Here is a 22,460-nt window from a genome sequence, read left to right as displayed (position 1 = left end):
AGAACCCTTTTTAACATAGCGACATATCTATTATGCGAATCTTGGTATCTAAATACGGATAGCCACTGAAATCTCTGTTTTAGGCTGGTTGATTATGTTGGTACATTCTTAACTTAAGGCTTATTCGCCAATGCTTTTTCTAGGTCTTGAATATAGGTTTTCTGTCTTTTCTTCAGATACCACTTCACTAAAGGTTTTAAGAATATCTTTTTGGATATCACGACTTCCGTAAAGTCGATTTCAGTAATTCCATTATCAGAGGTAAAAACACCAATCCAATGGCCTTTGATGTTTTCATTTTCCATATCAAACTCCCATCGTTGATATGGCACTTGGGCTGTTACCGTAAAGATGGTCGAATAACCATCTTTGGTATGTTCAATAAATTTATGATCGTTTATCACTTCAATACTGCGTAAATCACTTCGCCATTGATAATTTTCTGTCGATGTAATCACTTGCCACAAATCTTCAATATCACACTGAAAATCACTTTTATATTTCGTGTTGCCATAAATGACCTCTAAGCCACTTTTTCTTCTTGTCTGATATCCGTTGCTCGGAAATTAGAAATGCGGTACCTAACACTATCCAATATATAAGGATATGTTATATTAAATATAATAAAGATTTTTTATGTGAATGATTAATAAATGTAGCTCTTTTTTTAGTCATTTATGCGGAAATCTTGATATTCCCCTGAGACTACCCCCGTAGTACAGCACGGGGTTTTAACTGCCCTTCACTAAAGATAATGCTTGTACTAAAAAGAGGATTAGATATGCCACAAATTGTTATGGAAAATCTTAAAAGTCTTTACAACGACATGCGTTCAAATAAATTGTCAGTTCAAATTTATAATGTTCAGTTAGGCGCCATTAGTTTCAATGTCTGTTTTTCAATTTCAGAAAACCCATTTGTCTTAACTTTGACGTCTCGTACAGATACCCCCGAATTTTTTCTATTCAATGTAACAAATGGATTTAAACTAGAAACATTCATCAATATCGATACATTCAAACGACTTCAACATCTTCTATATATTGGAAAAAATAGTAATAAGCTAAGTACCAAATCATTTTTTTTAGATCTAGATAAAAAATCACCAACAAAAGCTAATCTTGAGAAAATAGATGAACGAGAGATTTTAAATTTAAGACGAGATATCAAATATGACCGAGAAAGACCGTATTTTGATCATTGGCGCGAACATATAACAGATGGTAAAAATGTAACAGAAGATAATTTAGCAAAAACATTAGCTCTCTTAGGAAGGGAAGCTTATTATTTTTCTAGAAATAATAACAATTCAGCAATTTGGAGTCATTGCCCCGTTATCAGGAATTAATATCATGGAAGATAAATTAAAAGAAATTATAAAAAAAGATTTAATTAGAGAGTTTCGAGATTTAGTGAATGATAATAATCGCTTTATTTATGTAAAATATTCAAATATTCGCAATAAAAATTTATTCAATCCTATATGTAGTAGCATGGATTGGATTGGTGTCACAACTAATTATTTATATAATTTTCCCTCTCTATCTGAAGATATAGATGTAAAGGTTATGCAAATATACTCTTTTATTTCTTCAATTGATATTACTTTAGACGCGATAAAACAATTGCATCGTATTTTATTGGATGATTATAAGCTTAAAAAATGGCCATTTCTCAAAGAGAATAATATATTTAAAAACAAAGCAATAAAAAATATAAATGATGACGACTATTTTAAAGAGATTCGAGCTCATTTTGGTGCTCATCCAACTAATCTCAATGGAAATGAAAATGAAAAATTATTTGCTAGCTGGCCTTTTCATCCAATATTTGATGATAATGATTTAAGTGTACGAGTTTACCCCAATGCAATAGATAAAGATGATTTAAAATTTGGTATAAAAATCAATGAATTGATAGAGTATTTTAATTCTAGATATTGTTACATAAAAGATTTAATGACGGAAATTAACAAACAGTATAAGAATTTTTGTGATGAATACAAAAAAATACCAATTAAAAATTCACAAGATATTGCTTCTGAATTGGAGATATTAAAAAACGAAGCTGAGATAAGGTTAAATAATGAACATTACATCTATACCATAAATGATTTAATCAAGATATTCCGAATTAACTTAGGCGAAAATGGGCTAAAGAAAAAAGAAATTATATTTAAGAAAGCTTTAGAGCCTTTAATTAGTGAGATAAGAAAAAATCTGCAAGACATGAATTTAATTGATTTAAAAGAAAGCAAAGCTATTAACTACTCTTTAAAAAATAAATCCCATACATACGAATTAACTAAATTACATACATGGCTTTACAATGATAATATCGACTCATTAGGCGAATATTATTTAGATAGAATGAATGAAATCAGCAATGGAGAGTATTCCTTTTCCATATTAGATTCTAAAGAAGTTAATTTTTTAAAATTAAAAATAATGCTTTATTTCGACAATAATTGATTCGCATAATGCACTCTATGTGTAAAGACGAACCGTCATCAAACTCCCATCGTTGTCTTCTAAGTATAAAGACATAATATGGCTAACGCTCCGTAGGAATATCGGTTAAATATAGCAATAGTTAATAAGAAATAAACTAGACTCTATTAACTTTATAATAAATAAGAAAAAGAAGAAAAGCACAGAATTAAAAAGAGATAGATAAGCACTAAAACCTCAGTGAGAGAAGTAAAATCCCCTACCCATATCCCTTTATATTGTCATATTCCTATCCGTGTTATTGATGGGCATTTGACACCAAACAAAAATATTGCAGTGCATTACTTCTATAATTACCCACTTATTTATTTACACAGATGTGGTCACATGGTTAACAAACTGAATCTTAACTGGCCTGAATTTTTAGAAAAATACTGGCAAAAGAAACCTGTTGTATTGAAAAATGCATTTCCTAATTTTGTCGATCCTATCACACCAGATGAACTGGCAGGTCTGGCAATGGAGCCAGAAATCGACAGCCGTCTTGTCAGCTTAACTGACAACAAATGGCAGGCAAGTCATGGTCCGTTTGAAGATTATAGCGGATTAGGCGAAGAAGGATGGTCACTACTAGTACAGGCCGTCAACCATTGGCATATGCCGTCAGCTGAGTTAGTGAAACCGTTCCGTGTATTGCCTGAATGGCGTCTTGATGATCTGATGATCTCCTATTCAGTACCCGGAGGCGGTGTCGGACCACATATTGATAACTATGATGTTTTTATCATTCAAGGAATGGGACGCCGTCGCTGGCGTGTCGGTGATGCCCTGCCAATGCGTCAGTTCTGCCCACATCCGGCATTACTACATGTTGATCCGTTTGAGCCAATTATTGATGTGGAAATGGCGCCGGGAGATATTCTGTATATTCCACCTGGATTCCCTCACGATGGCTTCACTTTCGAAGATACCATGAACTATTCTGTCGGCTTTCGTGGACCAAATGGCCGTGATTTACTGAGTAGTTTTGCAGACTATGCGCTGGAGCAAGATCTGGGCGGGATAAATTATGGCGATCCTAACCTAACTGTACGTGACAATTCAGGAAGAATGGAAACTCATGAAGTTGAACGCCTGCGTGCCATGATGATTGAAATGATCAACAAGCCCGGTGATTTTGAACAATGGTTAGGCCGTTTTGCCACTACACCACGTCATGAACTGGATATCGCTCCAGCAGAACCACCATATCAGCCTGAAGAAGTATTGAGTGCTCTGAATGATGGTGAAAAACTGATCCGATTGAGCGGACTACGCGTCCTACGTATCGAAGATAATTTCTTTGTAAATACAGAATGTTGGGCTACCCAAGAAATGAAGGGAGCAAATGCACTGTGCCAGTTTACAGAAGTTGGAAAAGATGAACTCGGTGAAGCACTGATGGACTCAGCCTTTGTTGCGGAATTAACTGAATTTATCAATCAAGGGTATTGGTACTTCGAAGAATAGGCCTTATCTGCGGAATATGATAAAACACCTGCTTGCAGGTGTTTTATTTGATCGTTTCCGCCCTTCTTTTTTCTCAAATCAGATGGTGTTGGCTTAATAACAACAAAAAAACCTCGTTTTAACTAGGTTTTTATTACCGTAAAAATAGAGTTAATAGACTCTTTTATACCAGCCTATTTCCTTTTTCATCGACAACATTTTGTCCATCTTCTTTTGAAAAAGCACCTTTCTGTGCTTGTGAAAGAATATCTAAAACAACTTCAGAAGGTCGACATAATCGTGTTCCCAATGGTGTCACAACGATAGGTCTATTGATTAATATTGGATATTGCAGCATATAATCAATAAGTTGCTCATCAGTCGCATTAACATTATCAAGATCTAATTTATCATAGGGTTCAACATTCTTTCGTAATAATGCCCTAACAGAAATTCCCATATCAGTGATGAGTTTCTCTAAAACATGCTTAGAGGGTGGCGTATCAAGATAAAGGATAATTTCAGGCTCTATACCACTGTTGCGTATCATTTCAAGCGTATTTCGTGAAGTACCACAATGGGGATTGTGATAAATTACAATGCGATTCATATTGCCACCACTAATTCATTAATGTCAGTCTAAGCGCTAATGAAACCAATGTTACTGTTAGCACTGGGATGGTCATAACAATGCCCGTTTTAAAATAATATCCCCATGTAATGGTCATATTTTTTTGTGACAAAACATGTAACCACAATAATGTCGCTAAACTTCCTATTGGCGTAATTTTAGGGCCTAAATCTGCACCAATTACATTGGCATAAATCATTGCCTCTTTAATTAACCCCGTAGCATTACTGCCCTCAATGGATAAGGCACCAACAAGGACTGTTGGCATATTATTCATAATTGATGATAGAAATGCGGTGATATATCCTGTTCCTAAAGTTGCAACCCATACACCTTTGCTTGATAGGAAATCGAGAATTTCTGACAGATATTGAGTCAAACCCGCATTACGTAATCCATAAACAACAAGGTACATACCAAGGGAAAAGATCACGATTTGCCAAGGTGCTCCTCGTAAAACTTTTCGAGTATTAATCGTCTTTCCTTGTGCTGCAATAAACCACAAAATTACGGCACCACCTGCAGCAATGGCACTAATTGGAATACCCAAAGGTTCCAATATAAAAAAGCCAAATAATAAAAGAAGTAATACCAACCAGCCTGCTTTAAATGTTTTTACATCTTTAATTACTGTCGCAGGTACCGCTAATTTAGAGATGTCATATTGCTGAGGAATATCTTTGCGGAAAAACCAATGCAACATAATTAATGTCGCGATAATAGCGGCAATATCAACGGGGATCATCACTGAAGCATATTCTGTAAACCCGATATTAAAGAAATCAGCAGAGACGATATTGACTAAATTTGAAACAATTAAAGGTAAGCTTGCTGTATCTGCAATAAATCCTGCTGCCATAACAAAAGCTAGTGTTGTACCTTTACTAAACCCAAGCGCTAACAACATTGCGATCACAATAGGCGTTAAAATAAGTGCGGCACCATCATTGGCAAAAAGTGCTGCAACGGATGCCCCTAACAGGATAATATAGCTAAATAAAAGCCGACCTTTTCCACCGCCCCATTTTGCAACATGAAGCGCAGCCCATTCAAAGAAACCACTTTCATCAAGAATAAGGCTAATAATAATAACAGCAACAAATGTCGCGGTTGCATTCCAGACAATATTCCAAACCACAGGAATATCTTGGAGATTAATGACACCTAGTAATAGTGCGATTAACGCCCCTATTGTTGCACTCCAACCAATCCCCAATCCTTTAGGCTGCCAAATAACAAAAGTAATTGTTAGAACAAATATTAATACTGCAATAAGCATAAAAACCTCTCACAGAAGACCTATCATACAGATAGGTCATATCTGTTTTTTCATATATATTTAATTAAAAAAATTTATTCAGAACAGCAGATAACCGTTTCTTTCTTTTCAATAGATTGAAGCAAACCTGCTATTTTATTTTTCTCTGTCTCATAAGTGACTTCAATAATGTTTTTCACCCAAGGTAATAATGTCGGAGATAAACGATAGTGAACCCATTTCCCATGCTTAGAATCAAGTAATAGCCCGCTTTCCCGTAACATGGCGAGGTGGCGAGACGTTTTTGGTTGGGATAAATTTAAGGCAGTATAGATGTCACAAACACACAACTCGCCAGATGCTTTTAGCAGCAACACAATATCTAGCCTTGTTGGATCACTTAATACCTTAAATAATTGCAACGGTTCCATATTTGCTCCTCTCTTTGATAAACACCAACGTATACCTGAAATACATATCTGTCAAACCATATGTATTTAAATCGTTATTTTTACTTAACCTCACCCTCTCAAAGAAAGCATATCCTGTTGACTTATATCAAATGAACCAAAGTTAAATGAATCGATTCACCTTGTTAATGAGCCATGTCTCTTGACTTAATAAACTATGGTGTGAGAATGCACTAATACTTTAATTTATCTGAATAATAATCTGATATTGGAAGGTTTATCATGAGCTATCGTATGTTTGATTACCTGGTACCGAATGTTAACTTTTTTGGTCCAGGTGCTATCTCTGTTGTTGGCGAACGTTGCAAATTATTGGGTGGTAAAAAAGCCCTGCTGGTAACAGATAAAGGTCTACGAGCAATAAAAGATGGCGCCGTAGATAAAACTATCGGTTATCTAAAAGAAGCGGGTATTGATGTTGCCGTATTTGATGGCACTGAACCTAACCCAAAAGACACTAATGTTCTTGAAGGTCTTGCAATGTTCCGCAAAGAACAATGCGACATGATAATTACTGTAGGTGGCGGTAGCCCACATGACTGCGGTAAAGGTATTGGTATTGCAGCCACTCATGAAGGCGACCTTTACAATTATGCGGGTATTGAAACACTAACAAATCCACTTCCACCGATTATTGCAGTGAATACAACTGCGGGTACAGCAAGTGAAGTCACCCGCCACTGTGTTCTGACCAATACCAAAACTAAAGTTAAATTTGTTATTGTAAGCTGGCGTAACCTCCCTTCTGTTTCTATTAACGACCCACTATTAATGCTTGGCAAACCAGCAGGACTGACTGCCGCAACGGGTATGGATGCGTTAACTCACGCAGTTGAAGCTTATATTTCTAAAGATGCAAACCCCGTCACTGATGCTTCAGCGATCCAAGCAATCCGTTTAATTTCTCGTAACTTGCGTCAAGCTGTAGCCTTGGGGACAAATCTAAAAGCTCGTGAAAATATGGCTTATGCTTCACTTTTAGCAGGAATGGCATTTAATAATGCTAACCTTGGTTATGTTCATGCAATGGCTCACCAATTAGGTGGCTTATATGATATGCCACATGGTGTAGCTAATGCAGTGCTATTACCACATGTACTGCGTTATAACCTGATTGCTAACCCAGAAAAATTTGCAGATATTGCTGAGTTTATGGGTGAAAACATCACAGGGTTATCAGTGATGGATGCAGCAGAACGCGCTATTTCGGCTATCGCTCGCCTATCTGCGGATATTGGTATTCCGCAACATTTAGGTGAATTAGGCGTGAAAGAGTCTGATTTCCCATATATGGCAGAAATGGCACTTAAAGACGGTAATGCATTCTCTAATCCTCGTAAAGGTAATGAAAAAGAGATCATTGAAATTTTCCGTCAAGCATTTTAAGGTTTCAGTATCTGACCCGTTAATAATATTGTGTTAACGGGTTTTTTAACAATTTATACATCACAAATCCTATTCGTTTAAAATGCTTTCCATTTTTTTTTATATTCTAATGGCACTAATTCTTTGTTATAAACTCTATCGTGATAAATAACTCGTCCATCAAATCGCCGTTGAGGCACTATTGCAACACCGGTATCAAAAATGGCTTGATTCCAATCTTCTTTAATTAAACCTCTTCGCCATAAGCGGTAATATCGATTTGCTTGTGACTCTAATTTATTCTCTTTTAAAATAACCGATAATGGTGCAAATAGTTGTTGTGAAAGGTGATATTTTTCCATCAGCCAGCGTTTATTTCTTTTAATTAACTTTCTTTTCATCGTTATTAGCTCTATTTCCCTTTATACTATTCTTATCTTAAAGCAACTTATTGAAAAAGAAATGAAGATTTGTATTATGGGCCCCTCTGGAGCAGGAAAAACAACATTATCTAAGCAACTTGCAACTGCGTTGTCTTTACCTGTATATCCGTTTGATGCCATTTATTGGGATATGACTGGAGATGAATTCCATAAAAATAGTGAGGATTTTATAACATCTCAAGTAAATGCCATTAAAGAAACAGATAAATGGATCGTTGAAGGTGCTTACGACAAACGTTTATTACCCTTTCTTAATGACTGCACTGTTATTTTTAGAATAGACATTCCTTATTGGAAACGTGTTAATTACTTAATAAAGCGTTTATTTATTAATAGAATTAAGCGCCAATTACCTAAAGAAACGTTAGTAAATACGTGGGAACTTCTTCGCTTTTCAAAGCAATATAATAAACGCTTAGATGTTTTTTTTAATAATCATCCCGAATTATCTTCAAAAGTTATTGTTATTCATGATATTTCTTTATGTGTAGAAATATGTAATAAGCAACTTGAAAATAAAAAGAGCCTAAATAATTTTGTTTAGGCTCTCTTTGTTTTTATGTTTATTAAAGTGCTTTAGATGGACAACATAATTGTTTTAGTCCTTTAAAAGCCCATAATAATGAGTGCCAAATCAGTAATAAGATTATTAAATTAGCAAAGATAAATAGTGCTGTTGAGAGTAGCTGCATAAAATGACTATTAGATGTCATACTCATATTTAATGAAGCTTTTGCCAATGCAGATACACCGAAAGAGAAACTCCAAAAAGGTAATGAAAAAGGCTGTTTAACAAACCAAGGAATTAATCTCACCATAAACAGAAGCTGTAAAAGACCATAGCCTAATAACATTTTAGCGAAGAAATCGATATGATTGTCATTGATAGCCAAGTAAGCACTACAAGCAACTAAAGCAGGTGCTAATTGAATACCAAATGATAGCCGTGATTTTTCATCCATTAACCCTTCACTGCGTATTCTTTTTAAAATAGCGGGTTCTAAACTTAACCAAGAAAATACACCGGCACCGAAAAATAAAACACCCAGATCATTAAAACCTAATGCACCACATGCCATGGTACAAATGAAATTGTTCGCAACTGTGGGTAAATATAAAACTGGTGTCGTCGCCATTTTAGGATATTCACCCTTCCATTGATAACCAATTAACCAACTGGAATACCCTAACTGAGCAATTGCTCCTATGCTAAACAGTGTCAGAGAAAATAACGGTAAATATGGGTTTAGTCCTATCGAGACTAAGACTGTCGTTGCGGGAAATAAGCTAGTAAATCCACTGGCAACCGGATGTTTAATTTCATCAATAATTGCTTGTCGATGAAATAGCCATTTACTCAGCAAAAATAGTGTAAGTGTTAACCAAACCAAACAACCTACACCAATAAATATTTCACCAATATAAGACGGATAGTTGTGCTCTTTTGCTGCATAACGCCATGCCATCCCCGTACCAATCATCCCTAATACAACACCAAAATAACCCGATGCGAATTGTGAAGAGAGTGTTTTTAATTTATTTATCAATATCATATTGTTACGTTAACTCATATAAATGACATAATACATTGATGCTTTTCATCTGAGCATCAAATAATAATATAGATAATAAAATTTATTTTGATTAAATGCATTTAAAATGTATGTTATAAGTGTTCACTCATTTTAAGAGTTTTCTCTCCGTTGTTCCCGAATATTCCGATCCCTGTATAAATACGATAAGTTTATCTTTATATTGTCCTTTATATCGGAGTTTATAAAAATGAATATCACGTTAAAAAAGATTGGAACACTATGTGTCGCTTCTGTTCTGCTTTTTTCACTTGCGGGCTGTTCTAGCATGACAAAACGCGACCGTAATACAGCAATTGGTGCCGGCGCAGGTGCTATCGGTGGCGCTATTTTAACTGATGGTAGCGCATTGGGCACCATTGGTGGCGGTGTCTTAGGTGGCGTTATTGGCCATCAAGTTGGTAAAAAATAACCGTTGTTTTAATATTTTGTTAGACTGAGTTTATATTTTTTTGACTCAGTCTAGCAACGAGTCACAATAAGATAATCTGCATTTATTTTGGTGTGATATGAACAAATCGTTTCTCTCTCAATTAAAAAAAACCATCGTGGTTTTATATAAGTCGTGTAGCGATTTAGTTCATATCGTAGTGACCTTTATTTTTTGTTACTTCTGTTTTCTTTTATCACCCACACTAACGATTGCTGTAATTGGTAGCATCATTATTATTATCACTATGTTCTTACTGAGTTTATTTGTTTTACCTTGATAGCAGGCTTGAATTTTATCTTCTTTGTTTTTAACTAAATAATCACCTCTTGTTCTTCCAGTTAAAAACAAAAATACAGGTTATTATTAAAGATAAAAATCTTTCATATAAGAAAAGGGGCTGGTTTTTAGCCTGATTTATCACAAAGCCGGTTTTTAAACTTGACTCTTTCTAGTGATAGCCTTTTACTTTCAAATATTATAACTATCGAGGGTAATTAAATGATTATTTTTATCACGGGTGCTTCCGCTGGCTTTGGTGAAGCCATTGCTCGCCATTTTATCAGCCATGGACATAAAGTTATTGGTACTGCTCGTCGTTTGAATAAACTTAATAACTTGCATAAAGAGCTAGGTGAACAATTTTATCCGTTACAGTTAGATGTCACAGATAAAAAAGCAGTCAGTGAAATTTACACCCAATTACCTGAAAAATGGCGTGAAATTGATGTATTAGTCAATAATGCAGGCTTAGCCCTAGGTTTAAATACCGCCGATAAAGCTAACCTTGATGACTGGGATACGATGATCGAGACAAATAATAAAGGTCTGGTTCATGTCACTCGCGCTATTCTTCCTTTTATGGTTGAAAGAAATAAAGGTCATATTATTAATATCAGCTCAACAGCAGCCTCTTGGCCTTATATGGGCGGCAATGTTTATGGCGCCACTAAAGCGTTTGTTAAGCAATTTAGTTTAGGATTGCGTGCAGACCTCCAAGGTAAAAAAGTTCGTGTGACCGATATTGAACCGGGCCTTGTTGGTGGTACAGAGTTTTCATTAGTTCGTTTTAAAGGTGATAGTGATAAAGTTGAGCAAACTTATGCCAATGCAAATGCATTAACACCTGAAGATGTCGCAGAAGCGGTATATTGGACAGCGACATTACCTGCTCATGTAAATATCAATACCTTAGAAATGATGCCTGTAAGTCAGTCATTTGCAGGATTAAGTGTTCATCGTCAAAATTAAACGCACTGAAAACACATTTTTTATTAAGGTATCAGCTATAATTATTAAGATATAATAGTCATTGAGAGCAATAGCTACATAACTTTAGAGGATAGCAACCATGATAAACACACTAACTAAGAAACAAGCCATCAGAACCATGGTGTTCTCCTTATTTCTTGGTTTATCAGTGTCTTCTTTTTCTTCTGTTGCCGCTTCAACTAATGTAACCATTAATGGCGATGGCTATGACAATGTCTTAGATAAAGAACAAGCTCGACAAATGAAAGAAGACTGGGATCAAAAGCGCGAGCTTCGTACCCAAGTTAATCAACGAGAAAAAATTGAATTTAATAAAGTAGATAAAGCCATTGATGAGCGAGATGCTTGTCTAAAAAGTGCGAATGTCTATGCATATTGGGAGCCTGAAACGCGTCGTTGTTTAGACAGTAATACTGGTCGCCCTGTTAACCCGTAAGAAAATTGTGTAAAACAGTGATGTTTTACTTCGTAAAACAAGGAGAGAATGATATGAAAAAATATGTATTTGCAGTAATGGCCACTCTTGTTGCATTTGCACCTTTAGCCGCGAATGCGGGATGTGATGAAGTCGTTGAATCTATTCAACAAAAAATCGTTAACAATGGCGTGCCAGCAGCTAACTTTACTTTAACTGTTGTTGAAAACGACCAAGTTGCTCAAACAGATGGTAAAGTTGTCGGAACTTGCGAAAATGATAGTAAGAAAATCATCTATATTCGTCATTAATCTATAGTTGATAACATCTTGTGATTAAAAAAGGGCGCAATATAAGCGCCCTTTTTCTTTGCCACTGTTTATCAATGACTATTCATCTGATTTATCTGCATTTTATCTTATTTAGCTTCAATTTTGTGTGTTACTTTTATCATTAGTTATACTTGAGGCGAAATCAGAAAAAACAAAAACACCCAATGAGTTTACTCATCAGGCGTTTAAAAGTAACAAGTTTGGTATCGTTTAAAAACAGATAGCAATCCACTTCGTTACTTATTTATATTCTCTCTTAAGCAGGTACAGCGATTTCCAACTGACTTAAATCTAGGTAACAAGAGAGATCACGTTCTTCAGGACGTAACAAATATGGGATTTCACCAATCAGCGGTGCAGGAATATGCTGAGACAGCCTTTCCACTATTTTCGCGTAATAAGGTAATCCTGGATTTATTCTATTCGCAACCCAACCTACTAATTTTACACCATCGTTGATAATAGATTGCGCTGTTAATATTGAGTGATTAACACAGCCTGGTTGAATACCGACAACCAAAACAACTGGAATTTGTTCTTTTACCACCCAATCAGAATAAAAGGTATTATCATCGAGCAGATAACGCCAACCGCCATTACCCTCGATAACAACACACTCTGCTTTTTTACTTAAACTGTCGAGCTCATTTGAAATCTTATTAAAATCAATTTCATTTTCACTAACATAACAATTATCAAGCAAAATAGGATTAATTTCGTCGTAGCGAACTTCAACTGGCGATGAATTATGAATAATCATAGCGTCACGATTACGTTCACCATCAGCCGTTTCATGTAATTCTGTTGCAATAGGCTTATAACCCACTGCCGTTGACCCGCCACGATTTAATGACTGAAGAAGTGCTCGGGTTACAACAGTTTTACCCACGTTGGTATCTGTCCCCGTAACAAAAAAGCGTGTTAACATATAATTTACTTCCGTTATGACAGATAAATCAGGTTCATAAAAAATGACAGAGATTAGAGTTTAGGGTAACACTGTTTCTGGTGGCTTGAGATAGCTCAATTTTTTAGTTAATTGGTCGAAAATAGAGAATTCGTTAATGATCAATTGACAGATTTACGCTTGAAAAACACTTTTGTTACGATTTTTTCACTTAACCTAGCCTTGCATCAACTCAATTAACAAAGAGCCATTGTAGAGAGCTTCTTTTACAAGCGAAGCCGCAGGCAATGTTCCTTTGTTTCTTAACTCTGTTTCTTCAATAATTAAAGACTGCGCATAACGTGGCATAACGTGATATTGAACTTGCTTCAAGATCAAAGGAAAAAGAATGGATTTGGCTCGACAAAGTGGTGAACCAATTAATATTTTTTGCGGATTAAAGACATTAATCATGACCGCCAAAATAAAACCTAATCGTTGAGCAACTAAATTAACAATCTCAAGCGCTGATTTATCGCCAACTAATATTGCATCACACAATGTTTCTATAGTAATAGGATATTTGTTCAGCAACGAAGTCGGATCTTCTTGAGCTAATAATTGGGCTTTTTTAATTAATTGAGGAATAGCAATTTCTGTTTCTAAGCACCCTTTTGCCCCGCAATAACAGCTATTTTGAGAATCGATAACTTTAGTATGTCCAATTTCAACGGCACTATGACTGTTAGAGTGTAATGTTTTTCCATTACTTATCACGCCAGCACCAACAATATCATCAATAACAATTTGCAGAACGTCTGAATTGTTTTTTGCCGCACCGTATAACGATTCGGCCATTGTCCATGCAGTTACGCTATGTTGTAAAAATACAGAAACACCTGTTTTTTCATGAATTTTATCGGCAAGTGGAATGTCTTTAATATCATAATAAGGTGAGCTATAAATAACGCCACTAATGGGATCAACAATAGCATTCATTGTAATACTAATTGCCGTCAATCTCTCAACACGAGATTGATAACGTTCGAAGAATTTATCAATTGTAACTAAAAAGTGATTAAGAAAGTCATCGCTATATTCTTTGGGGAAATCGAAAGTATCTTCAGTAACCAGCTTGCTATCTAATTCTCTTAAACTAAAAAGCAAACTACCTTTATTGACGCGGATACAGAGAAATTGCCAGCCTTGACTTTCTAATTTTAATCCGACCGCAGGTCTGCCACGAAATCCCACATCTGGGAACTCTGTTTCATGAATAAGGTGTGCTTCAACTAATTCTCGTGTGATCTTAGTAATACTTGCTGGCGCAAGCTCTGCCTTTTTTGACAGTGAAATACGAGAAATGGGACCATGTTCATCAATCAAGCGAAAGACTGTGCCAAGATTAAATTGTTTTACGTGATCGATGTGACTAGGTTGGTTCCCCATTGAATGCATCCTTAATTAAGGAGCCATAATTAATTCGAGGCTCCAAATAATTCATTACCGATTATGTCGTCAATTTGTGATAATTGTACAATACTTACATAAAAAGCGTGATCAAAAACACAGATAAATCAAGATTTTTGGTGATCTAAGATATTTTTTAATAGTAATTGCGTTAATCGATTCGCTGCCGCTGGAATGGCTCGCTTATTATGAGAAACTAGCCAAACCTCAGAAAACGCCTGAGAATTTGCAAAGTGTAGATAATGCACACCATCGACTTTCATTCGCGTAAATGATTTTGTCACGATCGAAATACCAAGCCCTGCGGCAACCAGTCCTAAAATCGTCATGGCTTCACCCGCTTCTTGTGCAATAGTTGGCGTAATCCCTGACAAACTAAGCAATTGAATAATCTCATCATAAAGAGCCGTACCAACATCTCTTTCAAAGAAAACAAAAGGATATTGCCCAATATCTTGAATATTAACGCCCATTTCTTTGTAAGCAAGTAAAGGATGCCCTTCATAAACCGCTAAAATAAAAGGCTCACGAAACAATAGCTGGTGGTGCAAATTTTCGGGTAACGTCGTGTTTCGCATGATCCCCAGATCAATACGTCCTGTCAGTAACGGCGATATCTGTTGTTTTGTATTCATTTGATGCATATGAATACCGACTTCAGGATAGTTCTCTCTAAATTGTCGCAAACTCAAGGTGACTAAATGCATAAAAGGTGTCGTTGAGGTAAAACCAATTGAAATTTCACCTAACTCACCTTTTTCCATTCTAGCGGCACGTGTTGCGGCTGCGTTGACCTGCGCCATAATTTGATACGACTCTTTTAAAAACATTTGTCCTGCAGGTGTTAACGAAACAGAACGGTTAGTTCGTTCTAATAGCCTAGCGCCTATTTCACCTTCAAGTGCTTGTATTTGTTGGCTTAAAGGAGGCTGAGAAATGTTTAATCTTTCTGCGGCTTTACCAAAATGAAGCTCTTCTGCTACGGCAATAAAGTAACGTAAATGCCTAAGTTCAATATTCATATTTCTCTCATATCGTCATTGATACTTTAAAAGTCTTATTTCTAATGATTAATATATTAGACAAAAAAATCAAATATTTCTAACATTGACATAAATCAAATTTAAGTAATGGAAGTTTAATCAATATGGATACTCACGAAATAGACAGTAAAAGTATGAGCTTAGGCACTGATATTTCAGACAATAAATCAAGTATAGAAAAGCCTGCTCATCGCCAATCTAACCCTAAGCACTATATTCAGCGTGATGATGCGCTGTATATAAAAGTGACAGTGTCATTTTTTATGGTCGGTTTAGCGACATTCGCCTTACTCTATTTTGTGCAACCCATATTGCCGGTGTTATCTAACGAATTTTCCGTCAGCCCTGCGACCAGTAGTCTAGCTCTCTCCCTTTCAACCGCTTTAATGGCGTGTGGATTATTGATTACAGGCCCACTGTCAGACGCTTTTGGGCGTAAGAATGTCATGGTCATTGCATTGTTTTGCGCTGCATTTTTTACATTATTAAGTGCAACTATGAATAGCTGGACAGGTATTTTAATTACACGGGCTTTAGTTGGACTTTCATTAAGTGGTGTAGCCGCAGTGGCAATGACGTATTTAAGTGAAGAAATTCATCCTGCTTATCTCGCATTATCAATGGGTTTATATATTAGTGGTAACTCTATTGGGGGAATGAGCGGCCGCGTTATTACAGGGGTATTAAGTGATTATTATTCTTGGCGTTTATCTGTTGTTATTCTCGGCATTTTTGCCCTTTTTGCTGCAATTACTTTCTGGAAGATATTACCTGCTTCACAGCACTTTAGACCAACAGCATTAAAACCTCGTAATCTTCTTATTACCACTAAATTGCATTTTAGAGATAAAGGACTGCCTTTGTTATTTATTGAAGGTGGTTTATTGATGGGCGGTTTTGTCACTTTATTTAACTATATTGGCTATCGGTTATTAGATGCACCCTATTCATTAAGTCAAACCACAGTGGGACTAATTTCTATCGTCTATTTAAGCGGCACTTATAGTGCATCCAAAGCGGGCTTATTAACGACTAAATATGGATTAGGCAAAATCTTTATTGCTGGGATCTCAATGATGTTAATCGGCATATTGATCACCTTAATTGAATCCCTACCCGTTATTTTTATTGGAATGCTTATCTTAACGACAGGTTTCTTTGCTGCACATGCTGTTGCAAGTAGTTGGGTTGGTCGTCGTGCTAAACGAGGACGCGCCCAAGCATCTTCACTCTATCTCTTTACTTACTATGCAGGTTCTAGCCTTGCAGGAACAGTGGGTGGCTTATTCTGGGTGAGCTTCGGTTGGCTAGGTGTAGGTTTATTTATTGCCCTTTTAATGTTAATTGCTTTATTAATCGCATTACACTTAAACAAAGTTGCCCAATAACTTTATTGATAATGAATAAAGTGCAAAAGTGGATTAATACGGTTTAATGTTGTCGATTTTGCACTCTCTTCTTAAGGTATAGGCTTATTCTTTAAGAAGGAGCAACGATTATGTCTATTATAAAATTATCTATTACCTTATTGTTTTTCTTCTTTACTTCTCTTACGAGTGCGTTTACAGAACACTGCCCACCAACAAAACCAGATTGTGATGTTACTCATGGAACGTTAATACCAACGAGTGAAAAACAGGCTGTTATTGATTTAAAAACCATCAAATAATTCTCTTTTAGGAAAAACATCATCCAAATATGCCCTTTTCACGGTATACTGTATAAATAAACAGTATACCGTATTTTTGGCATTTTTTCCTGTTAAGCGATGTACTTTCCACTGAAGCTAATGTATTGTTTTAAACAAAGGCTTATAGTATGTTGTAACTAAATAAGGATATTAAGATGAGTCGATATGATTTAATTGAGCAATTCAATCTCAGTTTTCAGCAATTAGAAACTGAGATTAAAACGCTAACTGATGTGTTGAAAAATCTAACTTTATTGCCATCAGCCGTATTTGAATTGCCTGAAGTGAGCAAAGAAGAAGAACATGATGAGGTTGTTCGCGTTACAGTGTCACCCTGTTATGATGAAGAAGCTAGAGATCTCACTTTAAAGTTAATAGCGAATCTCTTTATTTATGACAATGCCCCACACATCAGTAGTAAACGCGCTATCCGTTTACCCGGTGTACTCTGTTTTAGTACGGATAATCAAACTTTTAAGTCTGTAAAAAAACACGTTGAGAAAATTAATTTATTAAAAAAACGGCTTTCAGATATTGTCACTAAAGAGCCTGGCATATCGAAGGAAGAGCGTTTTGATTTTGTCCATAATCAACTAAAAGGGTTAATTACGCTGAATGCTTATCGTACCCTCACCCTTTTGTCTGATCCTGATACTGTGCGTTTTGGTTGGGCAAATAAGAATATTATTAAGAATTTAACGCGTAACGATGTTTTGGCTCAATTAGAAAAAAGTCGCGAAGCCAATCGTGCAGTGCCTCCTTACACTAGTGAACAATGGGCTGAACGTATTGATAAAGAGATCATTACCCTTTCACAATTACCTGAAAATGCAAAACTAAAAATAAAGCGTCCTGTCAAAGTGCAACCTATTGCTCGTGTTTGGTATTCAGAACTTCAAAAACAAGTACAATATGCGTGTCCCTTGCCTTTATTAGCTTTCTATATTGATAAAGAGAGCAACTTTAAACCTGTTATTGGCGAGCTTCCTGATTATGATGCCGAGAATATTCAAATTCGCCATCGCCCTAAAGCTAAAAAGCTACAATTAATTATTCCAAGAATGCATTTGTACATTGAAGAATAGATAATATCTTATTTTTCAATAAGTTTAATTGAACTACCTTGAAGAATTTGGAGAAGATAATCATTAAGCTGAGCAAAGTGATTGTTTTCAATATCTAAATGGATCGTTATCACCACATTGTTTTTTAGTACAAGGACAATATTTTTTCGATCAAGCGTAATTTTTTCAAGTGTATTAATGGCTTCAATATCAGATAAATGAGTCATTAAACCAATCGAATTATCGATATCTTCATCTTCTTCGTCAAATCTTGAAAGAATAATGAAATGATCAGGAGAAACTGCATCATCCCCTATTCCAATAATGGTGACATCATCTTCGACATAGCAATTAACTTCTGTCGCAGTAAACGTAATTTCTTCAGTCATTATTTTTCCTATAAGATCTAAAAATCCCGCCATTATGGCGGGATTTAATATCGGCTAAATAAGTGTATTTAACACTTATTTTTTCATGCTACCAACCATATCTTCTGGACGTACCCAGCTATCGAACTCTTCCGATGTAAGGTAGTTCAGTTTCAGTGCGGATTCTTTTAGCGTTAAACCTTCTTTATGCGCTTTTTTCGCGATTTCAGCGGCTTTATCGTAACCGATATGAGTATTTAACGCAGTCACTAGCATTAATGATTCATGCAGTAGTTTATTGATACGCTCACGGTTTGGTTCAATACCAATTGCACAATGCTCATTGAAACTACGCATACCATCAGCCAGTAAACGGACTGATTGTAAGAAGTTATCAATGATCATTGGACGATAAACGTTCAGTTCAAAGTTACCTGATGCACCACCAATATTAATAGCAACATCGTTACCCATTACTTGAGCACATAACATCGTTAATGCTTCACATTGTGTTGGGTTAACTTTACCTGGCATGATTGAACTACCTGGTTCGTTTTCTGGAATAGCGATTTCGCCAATACCACAACGAGGACCAGAAGCTAACCAACGCACATCGTTAGCAATCTTCATTAATGAAGCAGCTAAACCTTTTAATGCACCATGTGAATGAACTAATGCATCACAAGTTGCTAATGCTTCAAATTTATTAGGAGCCGTTACAAAAGGCTGGCCTGATAATTCAGCAATACGCTTAGCAACACGAACAGCATATTCTGGATGGGTATTTAATCCCGTACCCACTGCTGTACCACCTAGCGCTAATTCACAAACATGAGGAACGGAATCATCGATATGTTTGATGCTGTGCTCAAGCATAGCAGCCCAACCGGAGATTTCTTGACCTAATGTCAGTGGTGTCGCATCTTGCAGGTGAGTACGACCAATTTTAACGATGTCATGGAAAGCTTCTGCTTTCTCTTTGAATACTTTCAGCAGTGATTTTAATTCTGGCAGTAAATCCTGACGTAATGCAATAACAGCAGCGACATGCATGGCAGTTGGGAACACATCATTTGAACTCTGACTTTTGTTAACATCATCATTCGGATGGATTTTGCGTTCCATGCCACGGATACCACCAAGTATCTCACTACCACGGTTAGCCAACACTTCATTCATATTCATGTTTGATTGAGTGCCAGAACCGGTCTGCCAGATTGCTAATGGGAATTCAGTTGGGTGTTTACCTGCAAGCACTTCATCTGCAGCTGCGATAATTGCATCAGCGCGCTCTTTTGGTAATAAACCTAAATCCATGTTAACACCAGCGGCTGCTTTCTTCGTAATAGCAAGTGCATGGATAAGTGCAACAGGCATTTTTTCAACTGAAATACGGAAGTGTTCAAGAGAACGCTGCGTTTGAGCTCCCCATAACTGGTCAGCTGGTACTTCGATTTGTCCCATTGAGTCTTTTTCAATGCGAGTGGCTGCCATTTCAATCTCCTTAAGTACACAGAATAATTGATTAATTCCGAATCACTTTCTAGTAAATAACTCGGATTCCAGTATCATGCCATAAACAGAATAATAAATATGAGAGCTAAAGCGAGCTTATGAAATTTATAACAGAATGAAATCTGTTGATTTTTTGGGGAAAGTACGATTAGCAATCTTATTTTATTGCCAATGTTATTATTTAAGCTTTCATATTTATATCCACACTTATTATGAGCCTTTATTATTCATCATAAATAGAATTACATCACAATTAAATATTGTCTAAATCTAAAAATGAGTAAGAAAAAAGAGTTTTAGCCCTTATTTAAATTATCTTATAAATCATATCCATTTTGCTTTAAACTCATTACGTTAGCGATTAACTAAGTAAGTTCTGATTGCGATTTTATTCCACTAAATCTATATTTACGGTTAATATAGATGGCGATGTATATATGTGGATTATCTATATTTAAACTTAGTAAAATTTATCACCAATTTATCGGGTTGTTTAAGGGTTACAAAACAGCCTTTATAACGTACATCGCCAGATGTACACAGAGGATGGACTAGAATTATGAAGAAATCGCTTGTCGCTGTTGGTGTTATCGTCGCACTCGGTGTTGTTTGGACTGGTGCGTCATGGTACATGGGCAGCAAAATTGAAAGTCGCTTACAGGAAGAAACGAAACTAGCTAATGTCCAATTAGCGCAACTTGCTAAAAATGCACAATTTGGTGCTGATGTTAAACTTGAAATTCGTGACTATAAGAAAGGGGTTTTTACCTCTAATGCAGACTTTGCTGTCGTGATTTCACAAGATGCTAGTGATGCAGACCAAGAGAAAAAAGTAGAAGAAGTTGTCTTCTCTACTGATATTGACCATGGTCCATTCCCTCTTTCTGATCTGGCTAAATTTAATTTGGCGCCAAAATTAGCAGCAATGAATAATACGTTGGTTAATAACAACACAACAAAAGATTTATTCAAGCTAACTAAAGAAAAATCTATTTTTAACGTTCACACCTCTTTAGCTTTCGATGGCTCTGTATCGGGTGATGCAACATTAAATCCTATCGATTTTACTGAAAATGGTGGCACAGTTAAAACAACACCATTAACTGTTGAATTCTCATCAGATAAAAATGCAACAAACTTTTCAACCAAAATTAAAGGTGATCAAGTTGTTGTGACTAAAGATGGTGAAGAAACCTTCACAATCAAGAATATTTCTGGTGCTATTGCTGGAACAAAAGTTAATAACGATCAATACCTATTTAATGAACAGTTATTAAGTTTTGCTGAAATTGCTCATACCAGTAAAGACAAAGCATCTGATTTCTCACTGAAAGATTTTTCTCTTACAACAAAAAGTGATATCAAAGATAAGCTCTTTAATATCTCTCAAACTTATTACTTTAAGTCACTGAATGTTGCTGGACTCGAATTTGGTGCAGGTAAATTTGGCTATTCGATTGATAAAGCTGATCCTGATGCAATGTTGTTATTAACCAAAGTTTATAACAACTCATTGTTACCATGGAATAAAAACCATTTTGATAATTCAGAAATGGTTGAACAAGCCGTTCGTGATGTTCTGGAGAAAGGCTTAGTTTTCCGTATCGATGAAGCGTCTTTAACCAATAAAAGCGGCGCAAGTAAGTTAACCTTTAACTTAGATTTAAATGCTTTTAACGTTAAGGTATTAGAAAACCAAGAGAAATCACCAGCAGAGTTATTTAACTATCTGTTTAAAAACATTGATTTCAATGTTGATTTATCTCTTCCAATGTTAGCTGAATTCCGTAACACCACTCAATATCTTGATGCGGCTCGTTACCAAGAAACCGCATTAACCGATGCTGAGAAAAAAGAGATCGAAGTAGCAACAGCTGCTGATATTGAGCAGTTAAAAACTGAATTACAACAAAATATCAATCAAATCTCTCAAGATGAAAAAGATGCATTACCACTGATGTTACTTGCACAAGACGGTAATGCATTAAGCATGAAACTGAACTATGCTGCTGATAAATTTACCATGAATGGTAAAACCTATACTTTTGATGAGTTTATGGATGTCACTCAAGCTCCTCAAATGTTAGGTTTAGCTGCAATGTTATTCGGCATGGGCGCATCATCTTATGATTACGATGACTCTGATTATTCAGAAGATGGTTATCAAGAAGAGATGACTGAAGATCCAGCGATTATCGAAGAGCAAGAAATCTTAATTCCTGAGCAACAACCAGCGCAATAATTAAGTTTCTGTTAAAACACATAAATAAAAACACCC

The 22,460-nt window shown here is 35.9% G+C and carries 24 protein-coding genes; 13 read left to right on the top strand and 11 right to left on the bottom strand.

All coding sequences use genetic code 11. The features are described 5' to 3' along the window. Window positions 1-113 precede the first annotated feature (113 nt). Entirely contained in the window at window positions 114-458 is a 345-nt protein-coding gene (locus tag NBG71_RS03580; RefSeq protein WP_250916537.1) for a hypothetical protein, read from the bottom strand. A gap of 323 nt (window positions 459-781) precedes the next feature. Here NBG71_RS03580 and NBG71_RS03575 point away from each other — a divergent pair, with 323 nt between their 5' ends. The 3 genes from NBG71_RS03575 to NBG71_RS03565 all read left to right on the top strand — a co-directional run bounded on the left by NBG71_RS03575 (window position 782) and on the right by NBG71_RS03565 (window position 3,959). Then, window positions 782-1,348, top strand: coding sequence for a DUF6037 family protein (locus NBG71_RS03575; protein WP_196576491.1), 567 nt, complete (start codon window positions 782-784; stop codon window positions 1,346-1,348). A gap of 4 nt (window positions 1,349-1,352) precedes the next feature. Next, window positions 1,353-2,471: a hypothetical protein gene (locus tag NBG71_RS03570; RefSeq protein WP_211839008.1), complete on the top strand. Its 1,119-nt coding sequence runs from the start codon at window positions 1,353-1,355 to the stop codon at window positions 2,469-2,471. A 366-nt stretch (window positions 2,472-2,837) separates the two neighbouring features. Continuing rightward, entirely contained in the window at window positions 2,838-3,959 is a 1,122-nt protein-coding gene (locus NBG71_RS03565) for a ribosomal protein uL16 3-hydroxylase (RefSeq protein ID WP_191902050.1), read from the top strand. Between the two features lie 163 nt (window positions 3,960-4,122). Here the strand turns inward: NBG71_RS03565 and arsC are convergent, their stop codons facing one another. The 3 genes from arsC to NBG71_RS03550 form a co-directional block, all read right to left on the bottom strand. Continuing rightward, a complete protein-coding gene (gene arsC / locus NBG71_RS03560; RefSeq protein WP_075673826.1) occupies window positions 4,123-4,548 on the bottom strand; it encodes a glutaredoxin-dependent arsenate reductase in 426 nt (141 codons plus the stop codon). A 10-nt stretch (window positions 4,549-4,558) separates the two neighbouring features. Next, window positions 4,559-5,848, bottom strand: coding sequence for an arsenic transporter (locus NBG71_RS03555; RefSeq protein WP_075673825.1), 1,290 nt, complete (start codon window positions 5,846-5,848; stop codon window positions 4,559-4,561). 74 nt (window positions 5,849-5,922) lie between these two features. Continuing rightward, window positions 5,923-6,258, bottom strand: a complete 336-nt coding sequence (locus NBG71_RS03550) for a metalloregulator ArsR/SmtB family transcription factor (protein WP_075673824.1) — start codon at window positions 6,256-6,258, stop codon at window positions 5,923-5,925. Window positions 6,259-6,519: 261 nt separating this feature from the next. Here NBG71_RS03550 and dhaT point away from each other — a divergent pair, with 261 nt between their 5' ends. Next, window positions 6,520-7,683 carry a 1,3-propanediol dehydrogenase gene (dhaT, locus tag NBG71_RS03545; protein WP_075673823.1) on the top strand — a complete coding sequence of 388 codons (1,164 nt, stop codon included), beginning with the start codon at window positions 6,520-6,522 and terminating at the stop codon, window positions 7,681-7,683. 77 nt (window positions 7,684-7,760) lie between these two features. Here dhaT and NBG71_RS03540 read toward each other — a convergent pair whose 3' ends face one another. After that, window positions 7,761-8,063, bottom strand: a complete 303-nt coding sequence (locus NBG71_RS03540) for a hypothetical protein (RefSeq protein ID WP_075673822.1) — start codon at window positions 8,061-8,063, stop codon at window positions 7,761-7,763. 61 nt (window positions 8,064-8,124) lie between these two features. On the opposite strand from NBG71_RS03540, the gene NBG71_RS03535 reads away from it, so the two are divergent. Beyond that, entirely contained in the window at window positions 8,125-8,649 is a 525-nt protein-coding gene (locus tag NBG71_RS03535) for a P-loop NTPase family protein (RefSeq protein ID WP_075673821.1), read from the top strand. A gap of 22 nt (window positions 8,650-8,671) precedes the next feature. Here the strand turns inward: NBG71_RS03535 and tehA are convergent, their stop codons facing one another. Then, window positions 8,672-9,658 (bottom strand): dicarboxylate transporter/tellurite-resistance protein TehA, encoded by a 987-nt coding sequence (gene tehA, locus NBG71_RS03530; RefSeq protein WP_075673820.1) that lies wholly within the window; start codon window positions 9,656-9,658, stop codon window positions 8,672-8,674. Window positions 9,659-9,887: 229 nt separating this feature from the next. Here tehA and osmB point away from each other — a divergent pair, with 229 nt between their 5' ends. The 4 genes from osmB to NBG71_RS03510 all read left to right on the top strand — a co-directional run bounded on the left by osmB (window position 9,888) and on the right by NBG71_RS03510 (window position 12,125). Then, entirely contained in the window at window positions 9,888-10,109 is a 222-nt protein-coding gene (gene osmB, locus NBG71_RS03525) for an osmotically-inducible lipoprotein OsmB (protein WP_006536908.1), read from the top strand. A gap of 519 nt (window positions 10,110-10,628) precedes the next feature. Further along, window positions 10,629-11,378 carry a bifunctional NADP-dependent 3-hydroxy acid dehydrogenase/3-hydroxypropionate dehydrogenase YdfG gene (ydfG, locus tag NBG71_RS03520; protein ID WP_156733394.1) on the top strand — a complete coding sequence of 250 codons (750 nt, stop codon included), beginning with the start codon at window positions 10,629-10,631 and terminating at the stop codon, window positions 11,376-11,378. Window positions 11,379-11,478: 100 nt separating this feature from the next. Further along, window positions 11,479-11,835, top strand: coding sequence for a DUF1283 family protein (locus tag NBG71_RS03515; RefSeq protein WP_075673818.1), 357 nt, complete (start codon window positions 11,479-11,481; stop codon window positions 11,833-11,835). Window positions 11,836-11,888: 53 nt separating this feature from the next. Further along, window positions 11,889-12,125 carry a DUF1161 domain-containing protein gene (locus NBG71_RS03510; protein ID WP_250916536.1) on the top strand — a complete coding sequence of 79 codons (237 nt, stop codon included), beginning with the start codon at window positions 11,889-11,891 and terminating at the stop codon, window positions 12,123-12,125. A gap of 277 nt (window positions 12,126-12,402) precedes the next feature. Here the strand turns inward: NBG71_RS03510 and bioD are convergent, their stop codons facing one another. The 3 genes from bioD to NBG71_RS03495 form a co-directional block, all read right to left on the bottom strand. Continuing rightward, entirely contained in the window at window positions 12,403-13,074 is a 672-nt protein-coding gene (gene bioD / locus NBG71_RS03505; RefSeq protein WP_075673816.1) for a dethiobiotin synthase, read from the bottom strand. A 195-nt stretch (window positions 13,075-13,269) separates the two neighbouring features. After that, window positions 13,270-14,481, bottom strand: a complete 1,212-nt coding sequence (gene mlc, locus NBG71_RS03500) for a sugar metabolism global transcriptional regulator Mlc (RefSeq protein ID WP_083629119.1) — start codon at window positions 14,479-14,481, stop codon at window positions 13,270-13,272. 128 nt (window positions 14,482-14,609) lie between these two features. After that, a complete protein-coding gene (locus NBG71_RS03495; protein ID WP_075673814.1) occupies window positions 14,610-15,524 on the bottom strand; it encodes a LysR family transcriptional regulator in 915 nt (304 codons plus the stop codon). 125 nt (window positions 15,525-15,649) lie between these two features. Here NBG71_RS03495 and NBG71_RS03490 point away from each other — a divergent pair, with 125 nt between their 5' ends. The 3 genes from NBG71_RS03490 to tus all read left to right on the top strand — a co-directional run bounded on the left by NBG71_RS03490 (window position 15,650) and on the right by tus (window position 18,320). Then, window positions 15,650-16,933 (top strand): MFS transporter, encoded by a 1,284-nt coding sequence (locus NBG71_RS03490; protein WP_075673813.1) that lies wholly within the window; start codon window positions 15,650-15,652, stop codon window positions 16,931-16,933. A 110-nt stretch (window positions 16,934-17,043) separates the two neighbouring features. Beyond that, entirely contained in the window at window positions 17,044-17,214 is a 171-nt protein-coding gene (locus tag NBG71_RS03485; protein ID WP_156733393.1) for a hypothetical protein, read from the top strand. Between the two features lie 176 nt (window positions 17,215-17,390). Next, window positions 17,391-18,320: a DNA replication terminus site-binding protein gene (tus, locus tag NBG71_RS03480; protein ID WP_250916535.1), complete on the top strand. Its 930-nt coding sequence runs from the start codon at window positions 17,391-17,393 to the stop codon at window positions 18,318-18,320. Window positions 18,321-18,328: 8 nt separating this feature from the next. On the opposite strand, the gene NBG71_RS03475 is transcribed toward tus, so the two are convergent. Together NBG71_RS03475 and fumC are read right to left on the bottom strand one after the other, a co-directional pair. Next, a complete protein-coding gene (locus tag NBG71_RS03475; protein WP_159242189.1) occupies window positions 18,329-18,688 on the bottom strand; it encodes a hypothetical protein in 360 nt (119 codons plus the stop codon). A gap of 75 nt (window positions 18,689-18,763) precedes the next feature. Further along, complete coding sequence (gene fumC / locus NBG71_RS03470; RefSeq protein ID WP_075673810.1) at window positions 18,764-20,161, bottom strand: class II fumarate hydratase; 1,398 nt, start codon at window positions 20,159-20,161, stop codon at window positions 18,764-18,766. Between the two features lie 580 nt (window positions 20,162-20,741). Here fumC and NBG71_RS03465 point away from each other — a divergent pair. Next, window positions 20,742-22,424: a YdgA family protein gene (locus tag NBG71_RS03465; RefSeq protein ID WP_075673809.1), complete on the top strand. Its 1,683-nt coding sequence runs from the start codon at window positions 20,742-20,744 to the stop codon at window positions 22,422-22,424. Window positions 22,425-22,460 lie beyond the last annotated feature (36 nt).

It is taken from the genome of Proteus sp. FZP2095, assembly GCF_023701425.1.
GTDB lineage: Bacteria > Pseudomonadota > Gammaproteobacteria > Enterobacterales > Enterobacteriaceae > Proteus > Proteus cibarius.
The sequence above is the reverse complement of the archived record's forward strand: the minus strand, read 5'-3'. Positions and strand labels throughout refer to the sequence as shown.

Excerpts from the sequence above, each read along its gene's own strand:
- dhaT (WP_075673823.1), top strand. The coding sequence starts at position 6,520 with ATGAGCTATCGTATGTTTGATTACCTGGTACCGAATGTTAACTTTTTT.
- NBG71_RS03510 (WP_250916536.1), top strand. The coding sequence starts at position 11,889 with ATGAAAAAATATGTATTTGCAGTAATGGCCACTCTTGTTGCATTTGCA.
- NBG71_RS03485 (WP_156733393.1), top strand. The coding sequence starts at position 17,044 with ATGTCTATTATAAAATTATCTATTACCTTATTGTTTTTCTTCTTTACT.
- tehA (WP_075673820.1), bottom strand. The coding sequence starts at position 9,658 with ATGATATTGATAAATAAATTAAAAACACTCTCTTCACAATTCGCATCG.
- NBG71_RS03495 (WP_075673814.1), bottom strand. The coding sequence starts at position 15,524 with ATGAATATTGAACTTAGGCATTTACGTTACTTTATTGCCGTAGCAGAA.
- NBG71_RS03570 (WP_211839008.1), top strand. The coding sequence starts at position 1,353 with ATGGAAGATAAATTAAAAGAAATTATAAAAAAAGATTTAATTAGAGAG.
- mlc (WP_083629119.1), bottom strand. The coding sequence starts at position 14,481 with ATGGGGAACCAACCTAGTCACATCGATCACGTAAAACAATTTAATCTT.
- NBG71_RS03490 (WP_075673813.1), top strand. The coding sequence starts at position 15,650 with ATGGATACTCACGAAATAGACAGTAAAAGTATGAGCTTAGGCACTGAT.
- fumC (WP_075673810.1), bottom strand. The coding sequence starts at position 20,161 with ATGGCAGCCACTCGCATTGAAAAAGACTCAATGGGACAAATCGAAGTA.
- NBG71_RS03475 (WP_159242189.1), bottom strand. The coding sequence starts at position 18,688 with ATGACTGAAGAAATTACGTTTACTGCGACAGAAGTTAATTGCTATGTC.
- NBG71_RS03540 (WP_075673822.1), bottom strand. The coding sequence starts at position 8,063 with ATGAAAAGAAAGTTAATTAAAAGAAATAAACGCTGGCTGATGGAAAAA.
- NBG71_RS03555 (WP_075673825.1), bottom strand. The coding sequence starts at position 5,848 with ATGCTTATTGCAGTATTAATATTTGTTCTAACAATTACTTTTGTTATT.
- NBG71_RS03465 (WP_075673809.1), top strand. The coding sequence starts at position 20,742 with ATGAAGAAATCGCTTGTCGCTGTTGGTGTTATCGTCGCACTCGGTGTT.
- tus (WP_250916535.1), top strand. The coding sequence starts at position 17,391 with ATGAGTCGATATGATTTAATTGAGCAATTCAATCTCAGTTTTCAGCAA.
- osmB (WP_006536908.1), top strand. The coding sequence starts at position 9,888 with ATGAATATCACGTTAAAAAAGATTGGAACACTATGTGTCGCTTCTGTT.
- bioD (WP_075673816.1), bottom strand. The coding sequence starts at position 13,074 with ATGTTAACACGCTTTTTTGTTACGGGGACAGATACCAACGTGGGTAAA.
- NBG71_RS03515 (WP_075673818.1), top strand. The coding sequence starts at position 11,479 with ATGATAAACACACTAACTAAGAAACAAGCCATCAGAACCATGGTGTTC.
- NBG71_RS03575 (WP_196576491.1), top strand. The coding sequence starts at position 782 with ATGCCACAAATTGTTATGGAAAATCTTAAAAGTCTTTACAACGACATG.
- arsC (WP_075673826.1), bottom strand. The coding sequence starts at position 4,548 with ATGAATCGCATTGTAATTTATCACAATCCCCATTGTGGTACTTCACGA.
- NBG71_RS03565 (WP_191902050.1), top strand. The coding sequence starts at position 2,838 with ATGGTTAACAAACTGAATCTTAACTGGCCTGAATTTTTAGAAAAATAC.
- ydfG (WP_156733394.1), top strand. The coding sequence starts at position 10,629 with ATGATTATTTTTATCACGGGTGCTTCCGCTGGCTTTGGTGAAGCCATT.
- NBG71_RS03535 (WP_075673821.1), top strand. The coding sequence starts at position 8,125 with ATGAAGATTTGTATTATGGGCCCCTCTGGAGCAGGAAAAACAACATTA.
- NBG71_RS03550 (WP_075673824.1), bottom strand. The coding sequence starts at position 6,258 with ATGGAACCGTTGCAATTATTTAAGGTATTAAGTGATCCAACAAGGCTA.